The organism is Acidiferrobacteraceae bacterium, assembly GCA_037388825.1.
Lineage (GTDB): Bacteria > Pseudomonadota > Gammaproteobacteria > Acidiferrobacterales > JAJDNE01 > JARRJV01.
This window is the reverse complement of sequence record JARRJV010000035.1, coordinates 1-21377: the sequence shown is the minus strand read 5'-3', so window position 1 is coordinate 21377 and position 21377 is coordinate 1. Positions and strand designations below refer to the sequence as shown.

General features: G+C 60.4%; 21 protein-coding genes. 11 read left to right on the top strand and 10 right to left on the bottom strand.

All coding sequences use genetic code 11. The features are described from left to right. The 3 genes from P8X48_08070 to amrS form a co-directional block, all read right to left on the bottom strand. On the bottom strand, positions 1–815 hold an 815-nt coding region (locus tag P8X48_08070; GenBank protein MEJ2107270.1), incomplete at its 3' end, for an RtcB family protein. 24 nt (positions 816–839) lie between these two features. Further along, positions 840–1268 (bottom strand): archease, encoded by a 429-nt coding sequence (locus P8X48_08065; protein ID MEJ2107269.1) that lies wholly within the window; start codon positions 1266–1268, stop codon positions 840–842. Between the two features lie 94 nt (positions 1269–1362). Further along, on the bottom strand, positions 1363–2457 hold the full coding sequence (gene amrS / locus P8X48_08060; GenBank protein MEJ2107268.1) for an AmmeMemoRadiSam system radical SAM enzyme: 1095 nt from the start codon (positions 2455–2457) through the stop codon (positions 1363–1365). 114 nt (positions 2458–2571) lie between these two features. On the opposite strand from amrS, the gene amrB reads away from it, so the two are divergent. The 7 genes from amrB (at position 2572) to P8X48_08025 (ending at position 6573) form a co-directional block, all read left to right on the top strand. After that, on the top strand, positions 2572–3384 hold the full coding sequence (gene amrB / locus P8X48_08055; GenBank protein ID MEJ2107267.1) for an AmmeMemoRadiSam system protein B: 813 nt from the start codon (positions 2572–2574) through the stop codon (positions 3382–3384). Continuing rightward, entirely contained in the window at positions 3371–3946 is a 576-nt protein-coding gene (amrA, locus tag P8X48_08050) for an AmmeMemoRadiSam system protein A (protein ID MEJ2107266.1), read from the top strand. Before amrB ends, amrA begins: the two co-directional genes overlap by 14 nt. Before the next feature lie 97 nt (positions 3947–4043). Beyond that, the gene (locus P8X48_08045; GenBank protein ID MEJ2107265.1) at positions 4044–4292 is read left to right on the top strand and encodes a DUF1496 domain-containing protein; all 249 of its coding nucleotides are present in this window, start codon (positions 4044–4046) and stop codon (positions 4290–4292) included. A 129-nt stretch (positions 4293–4421) separates the two neighbouring features. Further along, positions 4422–4778 carry a cold shock domain-containing protein gene (locus P8X48_08040; GenBank protein ID MEJ2107264.1) on the top strand — a complete coding sequence of 119 codons (357 nt, stop codon included), beginning with the start codon at positions 4422–4424 and terminating at the stop codon, positions 4776–4778. A 26-nt stretch (positions 4779–4804) separates the two neighbouring features. Next, positions 4805–5473 (top strand): phosphoribosyltransferase family protein, encoded by a 669-nt coding sequence (locus P8X48_08035; GenBank protein ID MEJ2107263.1) that lies wholly within the window; start codon positions 4805–4807, stop codon positions 5471–5473. Beyond that, complete coding sequence (locus P8X48_08030; GenBank protein ID MEJ2107262.1) at positions 5470–6123, top strand: dienelactone hydrolase family protein; 654 nt, start codon at positions 5470–5472, stop codon at positions 6121–6123. The genes P8X48_08035 and P8X48_08030 overlap by 4 nt, the downstream gene beginning before the upstream one ends. A 48-nt stretch (positions 6124–6171) precedes the next feature. Then, a complete protein-coding gene (locus tag P8X48_08025) occupies positions 6172–6573 on the top strand; it encodes a gamma-glutamylcyclotransferase (protein MEJ2107261.1) in 402 nt (133 codons plus the stop codon). Positions 6574–6582: 9 nt separating this feature from the next. Here P8X48_08025 and P8X48_08020 read toward each other — a convergent pair whose 3' ends face one another. After that, on the bottom strand, positions 6583–7440 hold the full coding sequence (locus tag P8X48_08020) for a class I SAM-dependent methyltransferase (GenBank protein MEJ2107260.1): 858 nt from the start codon (positions 7438–7440) through the stop codon (positions 6583–6585). 182 nt (positions 7441–7622) lie between these two features. Here P8X48_08020 and cfa point away from each other — a divergent pair, with 182 nt between their 5' ends. Together cfa and P8X48_08010 are read left to right on the top strand one after the other, a co-directional pair. Continuing rightward, on the top strand, positions 7623–8741 hold the full coding sequence (cfa, locus tag P8X48_08015) for a cyclopropane fatty acyl phospholipid synthase (GenBank protein MEJ2107259.1): 1119 nt from the start codon (positions 7623–7625) through the stop codon (positions 8739–8741). A 105-nt stretch (positions 8742–8846) separates the two neighbouring features. After that, positions 8847–11207, top strand: coding sequence for an EAL domain-containing protein (locus P8X48_08010; GenBank protein MEJ2107258.1), 2361 nt, complete (start codon positions 8847–8849; stop codon positions 11205–11207). Here P8X48_08010 and P8X48_08005 read toward each other — a convergent pair. The 6 genes from P8X48_08005 to P8X48_07980 all read right to left on the bottom strand — a co-directional run bounded on the left by P8X48_08005 (position 11194) and on the right by P8X48_07980 (position 18942). Continuing rightward, a complete protein-coding gene (locus tag P8X48_08005) occupies positions 11194–13008 on the bottom strand; it encodes an ABC transporter ATP-binding protein/permease (protein MEJ2107257.1) in 1815 nt (604 codons plus the stop codon). The genes P8X48_08010 and P8X48_08005 overlap by 14 nt on opposite strands. A gap of 142 nt (positions 13009–13150) precedes the next feature. After that, positions 13151–15376 (bottom strand): GGDEF domain-containing response regulator, encoded by a 2226-nt coding sequence (locus P8X48_08000; GenBank protein ID MEJ2107256.1) that lies wholly within the window; start codon positions 15374–15376, stop codon positions 13151–13153. A gap of 161 nt (positions 15377–15537) precedes the next feature. Continuing rightward, positions 15538–16452: an ornithine carbamoyltransferase gene (gene argF, locus P8X48_07995; GenBank protein MEJ2107255.1), complete on the bottom strand. Its 915-nt coding sequence runs from the start codon at positions 16450–16452 to the stop codon at positions 15538–15540. Then, positions 16449–17612 carry an aspartate aminotransferase family protein gene (locus P8X48_07990; protein MEJ2107254.1) on the bottom strand — a complete coding sequence of 388 codons (1164 nt, stop codon included), beginning with the start codon at positions 17610–17612 and terminating at the stop codon, positions 16449–16451. The genes argF and P8X48_07990 overlap by 4 nt, the downstream gene beginning before the upstream one ends. Positions 17613–17772: 160 nt before the next feature. After that, positions 17773–18261, bottom strand: coding sequence for a urate hydroxylase PuuD (locus P8X48_07985; GenBank protein ID MEJ2107253.1), 489 nt, complete (start codon positions 18259–18261; stop codon positions 17773–17775). Positions 18262–18534: 273 nt separating this feature from the next. Next, positions 18535–18942, bottom strand: coding sequence for a hypothetical protein (locus P8X48_07980; GenBank protein ID MEJ2107252.1), 408 nt, complete (start codon positions 18940–18942; stop codon positions 18535–18537). Positions 18943–19280: 338 nt separating this feature from the next. Here P8X48_07980 and pdhA point away from each other — a divergent pair, with 338 nt between their 5' ends. Together pdhA and P8X48_07970 are read left to right on the top strand one after the other, a co-directional pair. Then, on the top strand, positions 19281–20288 hold the full coding sequence (gene pdhA, locus P8X48_07975) for a pyruvate dehydrogenase (acetyl-transferring) E1 component subunit alpha (protein ID MEJ2107251.1): 1008 nt from the start codon (positions 19281–19283) through the stop codon (positions 20286–20288). Between the two features lie 2 nt (positions 20289–20290). Beyond that, positions 20291–21271 carry an alpha-ketoacid dehydrogenase subunit beta gene (locus P8X48_07970; GenBank protein ID MEJ2107250.1) on the top strand — a complete coding sequence of 327 codons (981 nt, stop codon included), beginning with the start codon at positions 20291–20293 and terminating at the stop codon, positions 21269–21271. The last annotated feature ends 106 nt before the right edge of the window (positions 21272–21377 follow it).

Genomic DNA, 21377 nt, shown 5'->3' with positions numbered 1-21377 from the left:
GGCGCGCAGGCCAGTTCACGATCGGGCAGGGACAGCCCGTAGCGCGGTGCCTCGGTGACCATGCGTTTTAGGAATTCGGTTCCGATCTGGTGGCCCAGGCCGCGGGACCCGCAGTGGATGCTGAGCACCACGTCCCCGCCGCGCAGACCAAATCTGGCGGCAGTATCGGGATCGTAGATATCGGTGACGTGCTGCACCTCGAGATAGTGATTGCCCGACCCCAGCGTACCCATTTCCCGGTGCTGGCGTTTCTTGGCATGAGCCGAGACGGCGCGCGGGTCCGCGCCTGCCATGCAGCCGCGTTCCTCGATGCGTTCCAGGTCCTCGGTACGTCCCCAGCCGTTCTCCAGTGCCCACACGGCGCCGCCTTTGAGCATGGCATCCATTTGCGCGTTATCGAGATTGATCTTCCCGGTGCTGCCGACGCCGGCAGGGACGGTGTGGTACAGGGCGTTGGCCAGATCCAGTTTCACTTCTTCCACGTCCTGGCGCGTGAGCCCGGTCAACAGGGTGCGCACCCCGCAGGAGATATCGAAACCAACACCACCGGCCGACACCACGCCGCCCTCGGCCGCTTCGAAGGCGGCCACGCCGCCGATGGGAAAGCCATAGCCCCAGTGGGCATCGGGCATGGCATAGGACGCGGTGACGATGCCGGGCAGGGTGGCGACATTGCAGGCCTGTTCGTAGACCTTTTCGTCCATGTCGCGCACCAGTTCGCTGCTGGCGTAAAACACCGCGGGCACGCGCATGGCGCCATGGGGCGCGACGCGCCAGGTATTGGCATCCAGTTGTTCCAGCCGGTTCAGGTCCATTTCCGGTCCCCGGACTGACACGTCTCACACATCAATCACGGTCTCCGCGATCCAGTGACCAGCGTCGTCCTGATGGACGCGCAATGCGGTGTAGGTTGCGCCCTTGACCTCCACCGCGGGTTCGTGGCGATGCACGTCGACGGGTTCGCCCCAGGCGCTGGCCCGAAGTTGTTCGCCTTCGATGTTCACGGCGAATCGGACGAACAGCATCTTGCGAGTCGCCATCTCGTAGACCAGTGCGTTGAGCCAGTCCACCAACAGCAGTTCCGGATCCGGCGCCTGGCACTGCAGTTCGATCCTTTCTTTCGCCTCGACGGTCTGTGGGTCCACCATGGCCGCGGTCATGGCCACGGCCGCCTGTTCGAAGGCGCCGGCGAGCGTGGGCGCGATACCGCGAACACCGATATCGGCGCCGTGATCGAAGTGTTCCCAATGGGCGGGGGATGTTTCCACGTCCACGTCCGAATTACCTGCTGGGCCAGCAGAGAGTAAACCAGTGGAGGCAGGATTCCGCGTTGACGTCAGTCAAGCGGGGGCGGGGTGCGACTCAGGCTGCGTAGTCTTTCAGGCGTACCGGCTGACGGCGTGCGCCCCATGTGCCGGGTGAGGGTTCGAACACGCCGGCGATGGGCGTTTGGCAGGAGCGGCAGCGCCCCTGCTCATCGAGATTCCATTCATCCAGAACGTACCAGTCGCGCCCGATGAGTTTCTCGCCACAATGGGGGCACCATGTGCTGCCGCCTTCCGGGTCATGGACGTTTCCCGTATAGACGTAGTGCAGGCCCGCATCCATGGCGATGCGTCGCGCCAGCGCCAGCGTGGATGCCGGTGTTGGCGGGATGTCGCGCATCTTCCAGTCAGGATGAAAGGCAGAGAAGTGCAGCGGCACGTCCGGTCCAAGGTTCGAGAGGATCCATTGGCTCATGTCCCTAACTTCCTCTTCCGAGTCGTTGTGACCGGGAATCAACAGGGTTGTGATTTCCAGCCACACATCGGTTTCGTTGTGGATGTACTGCAGGGTTTCGAGTACCGGCTGCAGGTGTGCACCCGTGAGCTTGTAGTAGAAGTCTTCGTCGAACGCCTTCAGGTCAATATTTGCCGCATCCATGTACCGATAGAACTCGGCCCGCGGTTCCGGGTCGACGTAGCCGGCGCTGACCGCCACGGACTTGATGCCGCGATCGCGACAGGCCTTCGCCACATCAATGGCATACTCGTGAAAGATCACCGGGTCGTTGTAGGTGTAGGCAACGCTGCGCGCCCCCAGGCCTTCGGCGGCGCGGGCGATGGTTTCCGGCGACGCCTGGTCTGCCAGGGTATCCATTTCGCGAGACTTGCTGATGTCCCAGTTCTGGCAGAACTTGCACGCCAGGTTGCAGCCGGCGGTGCCGAAGGACAGCACCGGGGTGCCGGGCAGGAAATGGTTCAGCGGCTTCTTCTCGATCGGATCGATGCAGTATCCACTCGAGCGGCCGTAGCTGGTGAGCACGATCTCATCGTTTTGCCGCGCCCGGACATAGCACAGGCCCGCCTGACCTTCGTGCAGCCGGCAGTGGCGCGGACACAGATCGCACTGCACGCGGCCATCGTCCAGGCGGTGCCAGTAGCGGGTGGGGACGATATTGGGAAGGGAGTCAGTCATCGGGGCTGGATATCTGCATATGCGATACCCGGAAAATGCGGGCACATGCACCGGCTTTCAACATCCCGACCGTTCTTGAAATCCCCTTGAATCGGGCGCATTTTCAAGAGCATCTTGCACAACAGCCATATGCCCAATATGCCGTTATTGCGACCAGCAGCCGTTGCGGGACTGTTCTATCCGTCGGGCGCGGAGGAGTTGCGCGCCACGGTCGAACACCTTTTGAAAGACGTGCCGGAGTCCGGGGGCGTTACACCCAAGGCGGTCATCGCCCCTCACGCCGGCTATATTTATTCCGGTCCCGTTGCCGCGAGCGTGTACCGGCACCTGACGCCGCTCAACGGGCGCGTGCGCCGCGTAATTCTCCTGGGTCCGGCACACCGGGTTGCGGTTCGGGGTCTGGCCCTTCCAGCTGCCGATGCCTTCGCAACCCCTTTGGGGCCCGTGCCTGTGGACGCGGACGCTGTCGAGGCACTGCGGTCCCTGCCACAAGTCAGCGAACGCGCCGATGTACACGCCCAGGAACACAGCCTGGAGGTGCAGCTTCCCTTTCTGCAGCAGGTACTGGGAGAGTTCTCCCTGGTTCCCCTGGTTGTCGGCGACGCCTCCGCCGAAGAGGTGGCGGAAGTGCTGCAAGTCCTGTGGGGCGGCGACGAGACGCTCATCGTCGTGAGTTCCGATCTCAGTCACTATCATGAATACGGGGTCGCGCAGCGAATGGATCGCTCGACTTCGGCCGCGATCGAGTCCCTGCGCTACGAAGACATCGGCTATGAACAGGCCTGCGGGCGCGCGCCCATCAGCGGTCTGCTTCTCGAGGCACGCCAGCGCGGTCTGCATGCACGCCTGGTCGACCTGCGCAATTCCGGCGACACCGCCGGGCCGAGAGACCATGTGGTGGGGTACGGGGCCTATGTCCTTTCCTGATCAAGCCGGGCTGAACGAGGAGCAGGGCCAGATTGTGCTGGATCTGGCGGTGGACGCCATCGAGCAAGAGTTGCGACGTGAGCATGTGGAACCGTCGCTGGACCAATTCGACGAGGCCCTTTGTCGAAATCGAGCGAGCTTCGTCACCCTACAGATTGCCGGCCAATTGCGCGGCTGTATCGGCACCCTGGAGGCCTTGCGGCCGTTGGCGCTGGATGTATTCGCCAATGCCCGGTCGGCGGCATTTCGGGACCCCCGTTTTGCACCGCTCACGGACGCCGAATTCGCGCGCCTGGATATTCATGTTTCGATTCTGAGTCTGCCCGAGGCCATGAGTTTCGTGTCCGAAGCGGATCTGATCGCCCAGTTGCGTCCCGGGGTGGACGGCTTGGTGCTGGAAGAGGGCGCCCGTCGCGGCACATTCCTGCCATCGGTATGGGAATCCTTGCAGGATCCGCGGGATTTTTTCAGCCAACTGAAGCGAAAGGCTGGACTCCCGGAGGGCTACTGGTCGCATACCCTGCGTGTCAGCCGCTACACCACCCAATCCATTCCAGATTGAGATCCCATTCCTGGCCGATGCGGCTTGAGCCAGATCAAGGCAGAACCGTCGGTGCCGCGATTGAATGAATCAAACGACGATTGCGGGGGTATCGAGAATGGGGGGAAGTGAGAGACCGAACCAGGTGGGTGCGCCGGATCCGGAGAAGCGTACCTCGCCGATTTTCGACGAAACGGACCGGGATTTTCTGTCCATGGACCTCGAGCTGGAGACCGGTGTGTGCTACTTCAACAACCGCTCCTACGAGGTCGGAAGTTACGTCTGTTCCGGAAGCGAGATGCTGCACTGCCAGGGACGCGGTGTGTGGCTACGGGCCGGTACCTGCGAACTGGATGAATCGGAATAGAGCCGGGCGCGAGGAGAGCGACTATGAAGTTACCCCTGCAGATTACTTGGCGCGGCATCGATCAGTCCGACGCGATCGAGGCGGCGATCCGCGAGAAGGCGGACAAGCTCGATCAGTTCTACGACAATCGTGGTGCGTCGCAACCCACCCGAGAAGCATGCCCACGAAGACATCTATGTGGTCATTCGCGACGTGTTTGACGAGGCCCGTCGGCAGTTGCAGGACCACGCGCGCAAGGAACGGGGCGATGTGAAGGAGCACGATGTTCCGCGTCATGCCCGGGTGCTGAAAAAATTTCCCGCAGACGAGTATGGCATCCTCGAAACGCCGGATGGACGCGAACTCTATTTCCACAAGAATGCCCTGATCGACAGCGATTTCGATACCCTGCACGAGGGTACCGAGGTGTTCTATGTCGAGGCCGAGGGCAAGGAAGGTCCGGAGGCCCGCCAGGTCACGGTGGGCAAGCACGGCTGGCAAGAGTAAGGCTGCCAGGCGCGGAGGTAAGAGTTATGCGATTTCGAGACCGCGTGGACGCAGGCAGGCAGTTGGCGAAGGTGCTGGTACCGAAGGTCCAGGGCGAGGAAGCCGTGGTGTACCCGCTACCGCGCGGGGGCGTACCTCTGGGGATCGAGATCGCCCGCGCGCTGCACCGGCCGGTGGACCTCATTATCCCGCGCAAGATTGGTCATCCCTATAACCCCGAATACGCAATCGGAGCGGTCACCGAACATGGCAAACCGGTGGCGAACCCCGCCGAGGTCGCACGCGTGGATCCGGAATGGTATCGCACTGAGGTCCAGGCACAGCGCGAGGAAGCCCGCCGTAGACGCGAGCGCTATCTCGCCGGTCGCGAGCCCATGCCGGTAGAGGGCAAGACCGCCATTCTCGTGGACGATGGCATCGCCACCGGTCTAACCATGCGAGCGGCGATCGATGATGCGCGCCGGCGGCACGCCGGGCGGATCGTTGTCGCCATCCCGGTGGCACCGAAAGACACCTTCGAGGCGTTGGAGAAGGAGGTCGATGCCGTGGTCGCCGTCAGTGTGGACAAGTACTACCTCGGCGCGGTTGGGGCGTACTACGATGTCTTCAACCAGCTGACGGACGAAGAAGTGATTCGCATGCTGGACGAGTATCGGCGCGAACGGACACCCGCAGAAACGGGCTCTTCGTCATGAGCAAGCTTGCCGCAGTGCAGGAGATCGCGATCCCGCTGGAGGGGCAGGATCACGCCGGGTTGCTGGGAGTTCCCGATGGCGCCCATGGCATCGTCGTGTTTGCCCACGGCAGCGGCAGCAGCCGCCTCAGTCCGCGTAACAACTATGTGGCCGAGGTGCTGCGCGATGCGGGCATGGCAACCCTGTTATTCGATCTCCTGACCGAAACCGAAGACCGTGATTACGAGCGGCGTTTCGATATCGGGCTGCTGACGCGACGCCTCGCGGAAGCAACCCGATGGCTGCAGAAACAGGACACCACGCGGGATCTGGCAATCGGCTATTTCGGCGCCAGTACCGGCGCCGCAGCGGCGCTGCAGGCGGCCGCCGAACCCGATTCGCCCGTGGTTGCCATAGCCTCCCGGGGCGGGCGCCCGGATCTGGCGGGCGATGCGTTGGCGCGTGTTCGTGCGCCGGTACTTCTGATCGTTGGTGGCAATGACGACGTGGTGATCGAACTGAACCGGAAGGCCGCCGCAGCCTTGCACGCGCTCCATGAACTGGTGATCGTTCCCGGCGCAACCCACCTGTTCGAAGAGCCCGGTACCCTGGAGAAGGTGGCGGCCCTGGCCGGAGACTGGTTTCTGAACCACTTTCCCCACGAATCATGAGCACCGGCACCGTTGGCATCCCGGTCTATATATAGTGTACTCGGACGCATGCCCCATTGCCTTTTCGCCTATGGCACCCTGATGTTTCCGCAGGTATTCCGGCATGTGATCGGACGCCATGCCGTCGGGCGACCAGCCGAACTCTCCGGTTATGGGCGCTATCGTTTGCATGGCTACAGCTATCCAGGCCTGGTGCCAATGCCGGGAGAGCGCGTGCAGGGTGTGTTGTACGAGGGAATCTCGGCGCCGCAGTTGCGACGGCTGGATATCTTTGAGGGTCGTATCTATCGCCGCCAAAAGGTAAGGATCCAGGACGTCCGGGGACGTTCCGTGATGGCGTGGACCTACGTCATTCCGGTGCGACATCGCGCCTTGCTGGGTCGCCGATCCTGGGACGCCCGCCTGTTTTCACGCAGGTACATCCAGCGCTTTCTGGCGGGCGAATCCTGAACCATTCTCTTACCGTTCAGCCACGATATAGATCACCCAGGATTCCTGGTTCTCCACTTCTTCCACGTCCTGGTAACGACCGGTGCCTTCCAGCTCGTCGTCATCCTCGTCGTCGCTTTCCTCGAATTCTTCCCAGTAGACGTGCACCTTGCTGAATCCGGCCTCGGTCAGAATTTCGCGCACTTCGGGGATCGTCCACAGGCGCCAGTCATAGGTGAAGGCACGTTCCAACTTCGAGCCGTCGGGGAAGTTGAAATGGATGTAGCAGAGAATTTCATTCGTGATGGGGTTGTATCGGTCCTGGTCCCACACATAGGTGAAATCCGCGTCATCCACATCCCGTTCTTCCTCGAGGATGTCGATGGTTTCTGTCCCGCCGAAAAGATCGAGGACCAGGATTCCATCCGGGGCCAGTCCGGCACGTGCGTTTTCAAAATACTGTCGAAGCAGGTCCCGGGTCTTGAATATGCAGTAGCTGAAATTCAGGGCGCAGGTGATGTCAACTTTTTCCTCCACCGGATCAAGGACGTTGCCATGGCGCAGGGTGATGCGTTGTGCCACGGATTCGCCGGCGGGGATGATATTGTGTTCGCGCCCCCAGTCCAGGGTCTCTTCCGATAGGTCGATGCCGAAGGCGAGTCGTTCCGGATCACTCTGGCACCACTCCACGGACAACAGCGCGGTACCGCAAAAATCCTCGCGCATAGTGAGGGGTTTCTTCCCGCGAAGTTGTTCATAGGTTTCAGTGAAAAATTCGATATCCGCTTCCGGCGCCTGAACGGACTGTTGGTACAGATCGTGGATATCGGCGCTCTGCGCGCGGGAAGAGGACGGGGTCTTCCGATTCTGTTTGTTGCTCTTTGACATGGATGCGGGGTCCGGAAAAATTGAACGGGTGCCCAGGGGCGCGCATATCTTACCCGTTTTCCGCCACCATCGGCCACGTGGTGGCCGAGCCGGGGCTCACTGTCTTGCCAAGGTCACATGAATCGTTTATCAATGGGGGTCTCTTTTCTGAGCCAGTAACGAGCCCGAATGGGAGGTGACGGATGCCCCAAGGCCGATACCAGAAAAAGGCAGAAGAATTATTCGCGACGGCGGACGTGCAGATCAACGGTGACCGCCCCTGGGATATTCAGGTCCACGACGACCGCGCATTTACCCGCTGGCTCGCCGAGGGCACGCTCGGTTTCGGTGAGTCGTTCATGGACGGCTGGTGGGACAGTCCGCGGCTGGATGAGTTGATCCTTCGCCTGGTGCGTGCCCGCCTCGATCAACACGTTCGCACCCTGGGAATGTTGTGGCACGCCATGGGCGCGCGCCTGTTCAATCTCCAGACCCGTCGGCGTGCGTACGAAGTCGGTCGCAAACACTACGATGTCGGCAATCGGCTGTACGAAATCATGCTGGGCGACCGGATGATGTACAGCTGCGGGTACTGGAAGGAGGCCGATACCCTGGACGAGGCCCAGGAAGCCAAACTGGATCTGATCTGTCGCAAGCTGGATATTCAGCCGGGCATGCGCGTTCTTGATGTGGGTTGTGGCTGGGGCGGCGCGGCGCAGTTTGTTGCCGAGAGATACGGGGCAGAGGTCGTCGGCGTGACCATTTCGGCGGAGCAGGCGAAGCTGGCGCGCGACCGATGCGCGGGACTGCCGGTGGATATCCGTCTGGAAGACTACCGTTCCACCCAGGGTCAATTCGACCGAATCTACTCCATCGGCATGTTCGAGCACGTGGGATACAAGAACTATGGTACTTATATAGACGCCGTCCGGCGCCTTCTGACCAAAGATGGGCGATTTCTCTTGCACACCATCGGGGGTAATTACTCGGTTCGGGATACAGATCCGTGGATTCGAAAGTACATTTTCCCCAATTCCATGTTGCCCTCCATCGCCCAGATCGGGAAAAGTATCGAGCGGCGGTTCGTCATGGAGGACTGGCACAACTTCGGCCCGGACTACGACCGGACGCTGATGAGCTGGTGGAGCCGATTCGACGAGAACTGGGACAAGCTGAAATCGGATTACGACCAGCGCTTCTACCGCATGTGGAAATTCTACATCTTGTCCAGCGCTGGCCTGTTCCGGTGCCGCGAAAACCAGTTGTGGCAGATCGTCCTAACCCGAAACGGCATGCCAGAAGGTTTTCCCGCAGTCCGCTAGCCGGTCTGATCGGTAGATGCTGCCGCAATCAACAGGGGTTTGGTCGTCGGTCGGTGCGGGCAATTGACGGGCACGGAGCGGCAGGGATGCTATGCTGGATAGGGAATGAACCGAATCTCCGTACGCCTGATCCTCGCCGGTGCAATCTATATCATGGGCAACCTGGCCATGATATTGGTCTATGTCAGTGGCGAGGTCTACAAGAAGAACGTACTCGCCAGTCAGCAACAGCTGATCCGCAATATCGTTACCGCGAAACTCCGGGACGTCCAGCACCGCCTGCAAAAAGAAATGGATGTCGTTGCCCAGCGCCTGTCGGATCGGGCCTTTGCGCATCGTCGCAGCCTTGGTGGGCAAGTCCTGACCGGCCCCCGGGCCTTTGGAGGCCTGCGAATCGATGACCTGACCTCCGATACGGATTCCGTTCAGGCCGTGTTTCTCTACGACTCGGAGCTTAAGCATCCGGTGGAGATCGGTGGCGGGCTGAACACCGGTCTGACGGCCTCCATGTGCCCCGAGGTCCGGAACGGCTTCGGTGGAAAGGGCACAGCCGCTCTCGCCAAGCGGAGAGCCGCTACTTGTATCGTCGACGGACAACTTTTCTATGTCCTGTTTTCGCGTATCGGCGACGCCGGAAGGTATACGTTCGCACAGATCGTGGCGGATCCGGTATCCGAAATCGGGAACGCCCTGAAAGACATGCATATGTCCGGGCGCATCGTGTTCCGCAACGGCGTGATTGCATTCCAGTCGGAAGACGGGTCGCCACGCAAGAGGGACAAGGACGGCCTGATCACAGTCGATGTGCCTCTGGGCATTTCCCTGCACGGAACGCCAGTGAAGGTCACCGTAGTGCATGACATTGCGGAAACCATCAGCGCGCTGCAAAAAACCAGCTATGTCGTCATGATTGCCGCGGCCGCGGTTACGCTACTGACCATCCTTCTGTTCATGCGCGTTCTGCAACGGACGACGCTGGATCCGCTGACGGAACTCACCTTGCACGTGCGCAAGATCCGGGAGGATCGGAGTCAGCTGGGGCGGCGTCTCGTAGCCAGTGGCAATGCGGAAGTCTACGAACTGGCGGAGGGATTCAACGAGATGACCATGAAACTCCGGGGTCTGTACGAGAGCCTGGAGAAGATGGCGTTTATGGACACGTTGACCAAATTGCCGAACCGCGCATTGTTCAACGATCGGCTGGAACAGGCCATCCTGTGGGCCAAGCGCCAGAAGAAACCCTTCATGGTGGCCATCATGGATCTGGACCGCTTCAAGGAGATCAACGATACGCTGGGCCATCAGGTTGGGGACAGTATCCTGCAGCAGGTCGGGCTCCGACTGCTCAACCACCTGCGGGAAAGTGATACGGTGGCAATGCTGGGCGGTGACGAGTACGCCCTACTCCTTCAATCCACAGATGAACCTGCTGCCGGCAAGCTGGTCCGGAATGTACTCGATGCCCTGAAAGAGCCTTTCGACACGGGATCGAGGAAGATCTACATCGGCGCCAGCTTCGGTCTTGCCGGATATCCGGATCACGGAAACAGTGCGACCGCCCTGATGCAGAAGGCGGATATCGCCATGTATGCGGCGAAGCGCTCAAAAACCGGCTACGCCGTATACGAGCGGGAATACGACCGGGACAGCCAGCTGGACCTGGTGAGCGATCTTCGGCGCGCCTCCGGAATCAAGGAATTCACGTTTTTCTATCAGCCAAAGGTCGGAATGTCGCAGAACCGGGTCGAAGGCGTCGAGATGCTGGCGCGCTGGCAGCGATCCGGACAGGACGTGGCGACGCCGGATGTCTTTATTCCCCTGCTTGAGCAGACGGGGCAGATTCGCGAACTGACCAGTCTTGCCCTGAATGAGGCCCTGAAACAGCATCGCGATTGGCGAGACCATGGATACTCCATCCCGGTGGCGGTGAATCTGTCGACCCAGGATCTGAAGGATCCACAAATCGTGGGGCAGATTGCTTCGCTTCTGGACCAATACTCCGTGCTTGCGGGCATGCTGGAAATCGAAATCACCGAGAGCACGATCATGGACGACCCGGTTCGTACCCTGGACGTGCTGCACCGGATCGCGGCTCTGGGCGTTACGCTGACGATCGACGATTTTGGTACGGGGTATTCCTCTTTGTCCTATTTGAAGCAGCTACCCGTCCGATGCGTCAAGATCGACCGTTCTTTCGTGGCGGGCATGGTGGAAGACCGGAACGACGCGACCATCGTGCGGACCAGTATCGATCTGGCACACAACCTGGGTATGAAAGTGGTGGCAGAAGGTGTGGAATCGCTGGAGACCCTGAATCTGCTGGCGGACCTCGGCTGCGACAGTGCGCAAGGCTATTTCATCAGTACACCGGTGCCACCCGCGAATCTGATTCCGTGGATGGTCCAGTCGCCGTGGGCTACGTCGCTGGCTGCCTACCCGCCTGCCCGAAAGGCTACGCCCGAATAGACTCGTCGACTGCGTCCTTCTGCTCGTGTTCTTCCTGTAGCTGCAGTGACCACATCTGCGCATAGAGTCCCGTCCGCGCCAACAATTCCTGGTGCGTCCCGCGTTCCACAATACGTCCCTGATCCATCACCAGAATCTGGTCTGCGTCCATGATGGTGGACAGGCGATGGGCGATCACCAGCGTTGTATGTTCCTTCGCGATCTCGCGCAGCTCGGCCTGGATTCCCTTTTCCGTCTTGGAATCCAGGGCGGACGTGGCTTCATCGAATACCAGGATTCGCGGATCCCGCAGTATCGTGCGGGCAATGGCCACGCGCTGCTTCTCTCCTCCGGAGAGTTTCAGTCCACGTTCCCCGACGATGGTGTCGTAGCGGTCCGGCAGCGATTCCACGAACTCGTGAATATGGGCGTGGCGGGCGGCACGGAATACCTGCTCGTCGCTGGCGTCAGGATTGCCATAGGCGATGTTGTAGAAAATGCTGTCATTGAACAACACCGTATCCTGTGGAACGATGCCGATGGCAGCGCGTACGCTGCGCTGGGTGACGCCCCGAATATCCTGTCCATCAATGGTGATCCGCCCTCCACTCACATCATAGAAACGGAACAGAAGCCGTGAGATCGTCGACTTGCCCGCACCGCTGTGGCCGACGATCGCGACTTTGTGTCCGGAAGGCACATCGAAGCTCACGTCGTGCAGAATCTGGCGATTGGCCTCATAGGAGAAGTCGACATGCTCGAAGCCCACGACGCCGGCAGTCACCTGCAGGTCAGGGGCTCCGGGTTTGTCTTCTATTTCCGCGCTGGATTCGAGGAGATGGAACATGCGTTCCATGTCCGCCAGGGAATGCCGGATCTCGCGGTATACGAAGCCGAGAAAATGCAGGGGCATGTATAGCTGGAGCAGAAAGGCGTTCACCATGACAAGATCGCCAATGGTCATGCGCCCGCTGACGACGCCCTGGCCGGCCAGCATCATCAGGATGGTTACGCCGACGGCGATAATCGCTCCCTGGCCGGAGTTGAGCAGGGAAAGGGAGGTCTGGTTGCGAATCGCAGCGGATTCCCAAAGCTTCATGTTCGAGTCGTAGCGCCGGGCCTCATACTCCTCGTTACCGAAGTATTTCACCGTTTCGTAGTTGATGAGGCTGTCGATGGCCGTGGTGTTGGCGCGGGAATCCATCTCGTTCATGTTGCGGCGGAAGACCATACGCCATTCGGTGATCAGCAGGGTAAAAATGATATAGGCGATCAGCGTGGCGATGATCACGATTGTGAAGATCGCATCGTACTTGAACAGCAGGATTCCCGAGACCAGACCGATTTCCAGCAGGGTGGGCAGGATGTTGAACAGCATGAAGTTGAGCAGAAAGCGGATCCCGGCCGTTCCGCGCTCGATGTCCCGCGAGACGCCGCCGGTCTGGCGTTCGAGGTGGAAGCGCAGGGACAGCTGATGCAGATGGCGAAATGTCTTGAGGGCGATCCTCCGAATCGATCGTTGGGTGACCTTTGCGAAAACCACGTCTCGCAGTTCACCGAACAGGGACGTAGAGAACCGCAGGGCGCCATAGCCCAGCAGAAGCACGACGGGGAGTACCAGAACCGCTCCGGGATGGCTCAGGGAGTCGACGATCTGTTTGAGGACGAGCGGCACCGCAACGTTCGCGAGCTTTGCGCCGGCCAGGAGCAGCAGGGCAAGCGCCACACGGCCGCGAAACTCCCATACGTACGGGATCAGGGTCTTGATCGTTTTCCAGTCGTTACGATTGCCGGGCGGACTTCCGTAGTGGCGAATGCGCATGGGGGTTCGGGTACCAGTCAAACTGCAGGAACAAAAGTGTACACAAGCGGCAATCGGCTGACGAGCAATCACCCCGGCGCGACCGTGGATATTTGCCCGGGCAAAGCGGATTGCGGTGTGGAGGTACCGGATTGACGAGCGTTTAGCTGACGGACCAGGGCCGGGATGTCACTTCGTCCGTGGCGAGAGTGGCCTCATCGCCGGCAGAGAATTCGTACGTGAGTTCCGTCTCCGGCTGCTGGAAGTAGTGGCCCTGGACGTAGTCGAAACCCCGGCTCCAGATATCGGCGAGGCTTTCCGCATCCTCGATATGCGTTGCGACGGTCCGAATCCCGTGCTGCCGCGCGGTTTCGATGACAGATTCCAGTGCCTCCGTGTCTTCCGAATTCATCAGTTCTTTCACAACGTTTCCGTCAAATTTGAGATAGTGAACCGACTCGGGGGGAAGCTTGGCGAGAATATCGGCAACCGCACCGGCGTTGTCGATCGAAAGCCGGCAACCGATCTTCTTCATCGCGGTGGCAAAGGTAGTCAACTCATCCATCGCGTCCGCGATCTCATTCTGGGAGAACTCAAGGACGAGTTGCCGGGCGTCGAGTCCGTGCGACTTGAGGCCTTCCATGATCTGCGGTGCAAGATCCTTATTGCGCAGAGACGCGACCGAAACGTTGACAAAGTAGATGATCTTGCGACCCTCGTTTTTCGTGGCGGCAAGGGACTCGATGGTTCGTTGCGCGACCCAGGAATCGATTTCTGCGATTTGCCCCGATTTGTGCGCGGCGGGCATGAAGTCCCGCGGCGGTACGAGTTCGCCGTTGGGGCCGACCATTCGAACCAGAACTTCGAACAGTTCATCCGCCTCACCGGCGAGGCTGACGATGGGCTGGTAGACCAGGCGGAACCCGTCATTGGCAAGAGCCGCGGCAATGACTGTTTCGTTATCCGGTTCCGGAACGACTGGCGTCGGAGAGGAAACGGTCAGCTCCGTCTGCGGTTCCGGCTCGGGCGCGGGTGGGGCCACGACTTCCATTGATAGCGGTTCCGGTGGGGTCGGTGCCGCAGGCTCTTCGGCCCTCGCTTCGGGCGCAGGTGGTGGTGGAGGAGCAGCCGGTTTCCTCTGTGCGGCGGTCAATTCCAGGGCCCGGGAAATCGCGGCCTGTCCACTGTCGAGCAATTCGTCCACGGGTACCACCGCGACAGCGGCCTTGCAATTCACCTTCTTGTTCTCCGCGGTGATGGACAGCCCGTGGATTCGATCCTCGAGTTCCCTCGCAAGCGCGTCGGCATTGCCCGCATCGTTTCCTTCCAGCAAGACGGTGATTTCCTCGTCGCCGAATCGCGCAAGCAGTCTGTTCTCGCCCAGATGTTCGCGAAGCGTCTTCGCAACCTTTAGCAGGATTCCGTCCCCGACCGTATAGCCATACTCGCTGTTGATCCCTCGCAGCTGCACCAGATTGAAGTAGATCAGGGCCGCCGGCGCGTTGCCGTCGCGCGCCGCCTTCCAGGCGCGCGTCAATTGCGTTCCAAAGAAATGCCGGTTGTACAGGCCGGTCAGGGGATCACGTTGGGTCAGGAACTGGAGACGGTCTTCGGTGGCCTTGCGCTGGGAGATGTCGTCGAACGTAATCTGAATACAGTCTTCGTTATTCAGGGACACTGTCGAGAACCGCGCTGCCAGCTGGCGTGTTTTCCCGTCCTTGCAGATGGCGCCCAGTTCAAGCGGGTTTTCCGGAGCCTGGTTGCGCGCGGCTTTCTTCAGATAGTTCTTGAACTCTGGCTGGTCCTTTTTCTGGATGAGGTTCAGGACCGGGATGGTTTCCAGTTCATCCATGCCCGTGTAACCAAACAGTGAGAGGTAGGCCTGGTTCGCCTTGATGTGCATGCCATCGTGGCAGTAGCAGACGGCCTCCTGGGTTCCGGATACGATGGCGCTGTTCTGGCCCTCCATTTCGGCCACCTTGTCCTGCGCGGCCTTGAGCTGGCGCTTGAGCTCGACAACGTCGAGTTCGCGCTCGATGGCCGGGATCAGTCGTGTGCTGTAGTTCTTGCGAATTACGTCGCGCGCGCCGGCCGAGATGATCTCAGCGAAATCGTGGTCGCTGATTGATCGGGTCAGCACCAGTACCGGCGTGTCGAGATCTTTCCGGCGCAGGAGATCCAGGCACATGTGTGCGCTGAACTGCAAGAGCGAGTATTCCGAGAGGACAATGTCCCACGGCTCCTTTTGCAGCATGGATTCCATGCCGGTGAGGTTGTAAACGCGCTGGGATTTTACGCGGTAGCCTGCGTCACGCAGGGTCTTGATCGGAAGCTCGGCGTCGTCCGGAGAGTCGTCTACTACCAAAACGCGAAGATGTCTGTTCTCCATCCCGTCGTTCCCGTGGATCTGTTTTGTTCTGTTGCCTGGGTTCGCCGTGGAATGCGGCGGACTGTTACTGACTATAGTCCATCTGCCCGGGGTGGGCAGCCTGGTCGTGCCACCGCTGAAAACCGCGAATTTGGGCACTTTTTCTGATTTCTGTGCCCCGATCAGCCCGGCGTGCCGACCAGGAGGAACTCCAGCAGCGCCTTTTGTGCGTGCAGACGATTTTCCGCCTCGTCCCAGACCACGCTCTGCGCGCCATCCAGGACTTCAGCGGTCACCTCGGACCCGCGATAGGCCGGCAGGCAGTGCATAAACAGGGCATCCGGCGCCGCCTGGGCCATGATTTTGTCGTCTACCCGGTATCCCTGGAATGCGGCCGCGCGTTCCGCCTTCTCCCCTTCCTGTCCCATGCTGGCCCAGGTGTCGGTGACGACGACCTCCGCTCCCTTTGCCGCCTCGCGTGGATCGGAAACCAGTCGCACATTCCGGCCGCAGTCGGCGACCAGCTCGGCATCCGGTTCGTATCCGGCCGGGGTGGAGACGACGAGGGTGAAATCAAGCAAGCGCGCCGCGTTCATCCACGAGTGACACACGTTGTTGCCGTCCCCAATCCAGACCGCCGTACGCCCGGTGATATCTCCACGGTGTTCCAGGTAGGTCTGCATGTCCGCCAGCAACTGGCACGGGTGGAAGCGATCGGTCAGCGCGTTGACGACCGGGACGACGGAATGTTGGGCAAACGTGGTCACCGTGGCGTGCTCGTGCGTACGGATGACAATGACATCGACCATCCGTGACATGACCCGGGACGTATCCTCGATCGGTTCCCCACGTCCAAGCTGCAGATCCCGCGGCGAGAGAAACATGGAGTCACCACCCAGTTGTGCCATCCCGGCCTCGAACGACACCCGCGTCCGGGTCGAAGACTTGTCGAACACCATGGCCAGGGTGCGTGCCCGCAGGGGTCGGTAGAGTTCGCCGCGCTTGTGCAAGGCCTTGAGTTCGCTCGCACGCCGAATCAGGGTCCGCAGTTCGTCGGACGTGAGATCGCTCAGGGTCAGGAAGTGACGCAGTTTCACGCCGCCCCCAGGAATGCCTTCACGACGGCTACCGTACCGGTGACGATCCGGTCTGCCTGATCGTCAGTGAGGATCAGCGGAGGCAGGAGGCGTACGACATTTCCCGCCGTGACGTTGAGCAACAGGCCCTGTTCCAGCCCGGCCGCCATGATGGGCAGACAGTCCCGGTCCAGTTCGATTCCGAGCATCAGACCCTTGCCGCGAACGGAAACCACGCCGTTGACATCTTGCAGTCCGTTCCGGAGTCCGTCGAGCATGTTTTTGCCCAGGATCGTGGCGCGCTGGTCAAGCTGTTCGCGGCCCATTACGTCCACCACAGCCAGGGCGGCGGCACAGGCCAGCGGATTCCCGCCAAAGGTGGATCCGTGTTTTCCGGGCCCGAGCACCTCGGCCGCCTTGCCGCCCGCCAGACAGGCGCCAATGGGGAAGCCGTTGCCCAGCGATTTCGCTACGGTGATCACGTCCGGCTGGATGTCTTCGTGCTGGTAGGCGAACCAGCGCCCGGTCCGGCACATACCGGTCTGGATTTCGTCCACCATGAGCAACCAGTCGTTTTCGTCGCAAATCCCTCGCAGGCCCGCGAGATAGCCCTCCGGTGGAAGCACAACGCCACCTTCGCCCAGCACTGGCTCTACCAGCACGGCCACGACGTTGTTTGCGTTCGCGGCCACGTGGCGCACGGCGTCCAGATCGCCATAGGGCACCCGGCTGAATCCCTTGAGCAGCGGCTCGAACCCGGCCTGCACCTTGCGGCTGCCGGTAGCGGTGAGGGTAGCCATGGTGCGCCCGTGGAAGCTCTGTTCGGTGACGATGATGGTGGGCTCCCGGACCTCACGCCCGTGGCCATAGAGGCGGGCCAGTTTGATGGCGGCCTCATTCGCCTCGGCGCCGGAGTTTCCGAAGAACACGCTTTGCAGGCCCGTGCGCTCGCACAAGGCATCGGCCAGCTGTTCCTGCAAGGGAATGCGGTACCAGTTGGAGGTATGCATGAGAGTGCCGGCCTGTTTGCAGATGGCGTCGGCAACCGCCGGGTGCGCGTGACCCAGACTGCACACCGCGATACCCGTCATCGCGTCCAGAAACTCGCGGCCATCGGTGTCCCACACGCTCGCGCCTTCACCGCGGGTGAGGGCGACCGGCAGGCGATTGTAGGTATGCATCAGATGCGATTCTTGCGTCATAAAACAGAAAAGCGCCCTGCATGCAGGACGCCATCGAAAGTCAAAGCGGAATAGTAGTCCCTAATGAATCGCGTGCCAAGCCTTCAGAAACAGCAAGCCCGGCACGGGGCCGGGCCTGGGGCTATGTTCCGACCGGTCCCTAAAACAGCGCCGGTGCGTGGCCGCCCGCGACCATGAAGAAGACCATGGGAATGGAAAGCATGGTGTTTGTGCGGGAAGCCAGCAGTGCCACGCGCGCTCCCCTGGCCTTCTGTTCGTCCGTGGCTTCGACCATACCTAGAACCTTCTTCTGGTTCGGCCAGATCAGAACCCAGACGTTGAACAGCATGATGGTGCCGAGCCAGGCGCCAGTACCGATAGTGGCCGCGTGTCCCTTGAGCAGGAAGGCATTGCCCAGCCCCCATTTGCGTTCCAGGTAGTAGGCACCGGTCAGCCAGGTGGCCACGGCTGCCCAGCGGAACCAAAGGAGTGCGCGGGGCGCAATCACCTTGGGGACGATTTCGCCGTTGACACCCTGGGACTTGGCCTGGGCGACGGACGGGACCTGCACGAAGTTGAAGTAGTAGAGCAGGCCGATCCAGGTGATGCCGGCGAGGATGTGTAACCAACGATCGATTGGGAGATCCATGACGTTATCCTTGAGTAGAAATGTTCTTGATTGTTGCTATGTGTCGGTCTCTTTTGCAGGCAGCGCTTCAGCCGGCCATGGGCGGGAGCAGGAATTTCGACACGATGAAATAGAGAATAACGGTGAGCACGAGTCCGGAAATAATCGTTCCGGTGATGGAATCCAACGGGTTCTTCATGGTTGTTCCTCTTTTTTATGGTCCGATTGGGCCGAAAGACTGAATAGTTGACCAAATCTGTAGGGCGCCTAGCCTAAGGCAGGGCCCGGGGGAATTCAAGCCTTCGCGAGGCGGGGAGATTGCTTCTGCAGATTGGAATCGGAAAGGGGACGTTGCTGCAGGGCGCGCCATTTACCAGCCTCTTCCTGTTGGATGATGATCTCCACCGGGCTGCATCGGGAAGGTCCGTTGCCGGTCCGGACGGTCTCAACGGTGCGGAACATCAGGCGCCCGGGGAGGTTGGCCTTCATCTGGGGCGGCGCGTAGGAAACCTGCTTGGGTGTGCGGCTCTGAAATTCCAGCTTACGCCGCCGTAGCCATTCTTCCTGGTCTACGGTGTCCTGGTCGCTTTTTCCCAGGAGGCGGATGTGGTCTGACAGCAGATCCAGCAGGGCATCAAAATCCTGCTCGTTGGTGGATCGGGCCATTTCGTCCAGCCATTGTTCGGCGATGTTCGCAGTCAACTATATGTGCCCAGTGCAATATTCGTTGGAATCAGGAACAGTGTAGCGTCTAGCGGCCGCAACGTAAGCAGCACTTGTATGAATGGTACAGAATCGGGGAGATGCGGCAAGGGCCGCTGTTCGGCTATCTCCCCGACCCGGTCGGACCTGAAATACGGCGCCCTGTCGTGGTGCGTCACCGGCAGCCTGTTTTTCCCCTCGCCTTGACCTCAAAAATGAAAAAAACGATCATAGCCCCCGCTCGCAGCCCCGGGGCGAAGTCGATTGCGCATATCGGATCGACAAGAAAAATCCCGGTCGTTTCAGCACAACCCCACCGTTCCAGTTTAAGGAGACCCATGAAAGCCGACGACCAAAAGCGCCTGTTGCGCGAGATGATTTTCTTTCGCCGGTTCGAAGACCGCTGTTTCGAGGCCTATATGGAACGGAAAATCGGCGGATTTCTGCACCTGTACTCCGGCCAGGAGGCGGTCGCGACCGGTGTCATGGAGATGGCGAAGCCCGGTCACGACTACGTGATCACCGGTTATCGGGATCACGTCCATGCGATCAAGTCTGGCGCCCAGCCGCGCGAGGTGATGGCGGAACTGTACGGCAAGGAGACCGGATCCAGCCGCGGTCGCGGCGGCTCCATGCACATTTTCGACCCGACGGTGAATTTCATGGGCGGCTACGCCCTGGTCGGACAGCCTTTCCCTCTGGCCGCCGGTCTGGCCATGGGTTGCAAGCACAAGGGTACGGACCAGATCGCCATTTGTTTCCTGGGCGACGGTGCCAACAATCAGGGGACCTTCCACGAGACCATGAACATGGCCTCGGTATGGAAGCTTCCCGTACTGTTTGTGTGCGAGAACAACCAGTATGCAATCGGTACCCACATCGATCGTTCCACGGCCGTAGTCGACCAGTACAAGCGCGTGTGCGGCTACAACATGGAGGCGAGCCAGCATGATGGCATGGACATTGAGGAGGTCATGCCGGCGGCGAAGAAGGCCGTCGACTACGTGCGCAGCGGCAAGGGCCCGTATTTCATCGAGTTCATGACCTACCGTTTCCGCGGTCATTCCATGTCCGACGCCAAGGGGTATCGCACCAAGGAGGAGGAAGCGGAATGGGAGAAGCGCGACCCGATCCGGATTTATTCCGCGAAGCTGAGGGAAAAGGGTGTCGTCACCGACGACGAGATCAAGTCCTGGGAGAAGGAGATCGACAACGAGCTCGAGAACGACATCATCAAGTTCGCCGAGGAAAGCCCCGAACCGCGCGTGGAGGACCTGAACAAGTACGTGCTGGATGATAACCCCGATCCGCGCTGGATCGGACCGCTGGTGAACGAAGGAGTTTGAGCGTGGCCGAGACTGCATATTGGGAGGCCATCCGGCGTGCCCACGACGAAGAGATGGCAAACGACAAGATGGTCATTGCCATGGGCGAGGACATTGGCGTTGCCGGCGGAACCTACAAGGCGACGCTGGGCCTGTTCGACAAGTACGGTGCTGAGCGCGTAATCGATACCCCGATCTCGGAGAACTCCTATACCGGCATCGGTATCGGTGCCTCCATGGTGGGCGTGCGCCCGATCGTGGAAATCATGTCCATCAACTTCGCTCTGCTGGCGTTGGATACCATTATTAATGCCGCCGCCAAGATCCGTTACATGTCGGGAGGGCGCGTACAGTGCCCGCTGGTGATCCGAACCCCGGGTGGTACGGCACACCAGTTGGCCGCGCAACATTCCGCGCGACTGGCGCGGATGTTTATGAGTACGGCCGGTCTGCGGGTTGTAACCCCGCGCGGGCCCCTGGATGCCTACGGCATGCTGAAGTCGGCGGTGCGCTGCAATGATCCTGTGGTGATCATCGAGCACGAGCGCATGTACAACATGAAGGAAGACATTCCTGACGAGGAATTCTTCCGTCCGCTGGAAGGCGCCGAGATCGTGCGCCACGGCACCGACATCACCCTGATTGGCTACAACTACAACGTGCATCTTTGCCTGGGGGCGGCGGAGAAGCTGGCCAAGGACGGGATCAGCGCCGAGGTGCTGGATCTGCGTTCACTCAAGCCCCTGGACCGAGAGGCCATTCGGCGATCGGTGGAAAAGACCCATCACGTGGTCATCGCGGAAGAAGACGAGGCGCCGGTGGGCGTAGGCGCGGAGATCATCGCCACCGTGACCGAGGACTGTTTCTACGCGCTAGACGCACAGCCGATCCGCGTGCATGCGGCGGACGTACCTGTGCCCTACAACGCGAAGCTGGAAAAGGAAGCCATTCCCGACGTGGAAGATGTGTACCAGGGCGCGCTCAAGTGCCTGGGCCGGATCTGATCTGATCCAATTCCATCCATTCTTTAAATCCAGGACTATCGAGACAAGAAATGGCCGAAGCCTACACCGTAAAAATGCCGCAGCTGTCCGACACCATGACCGAGGG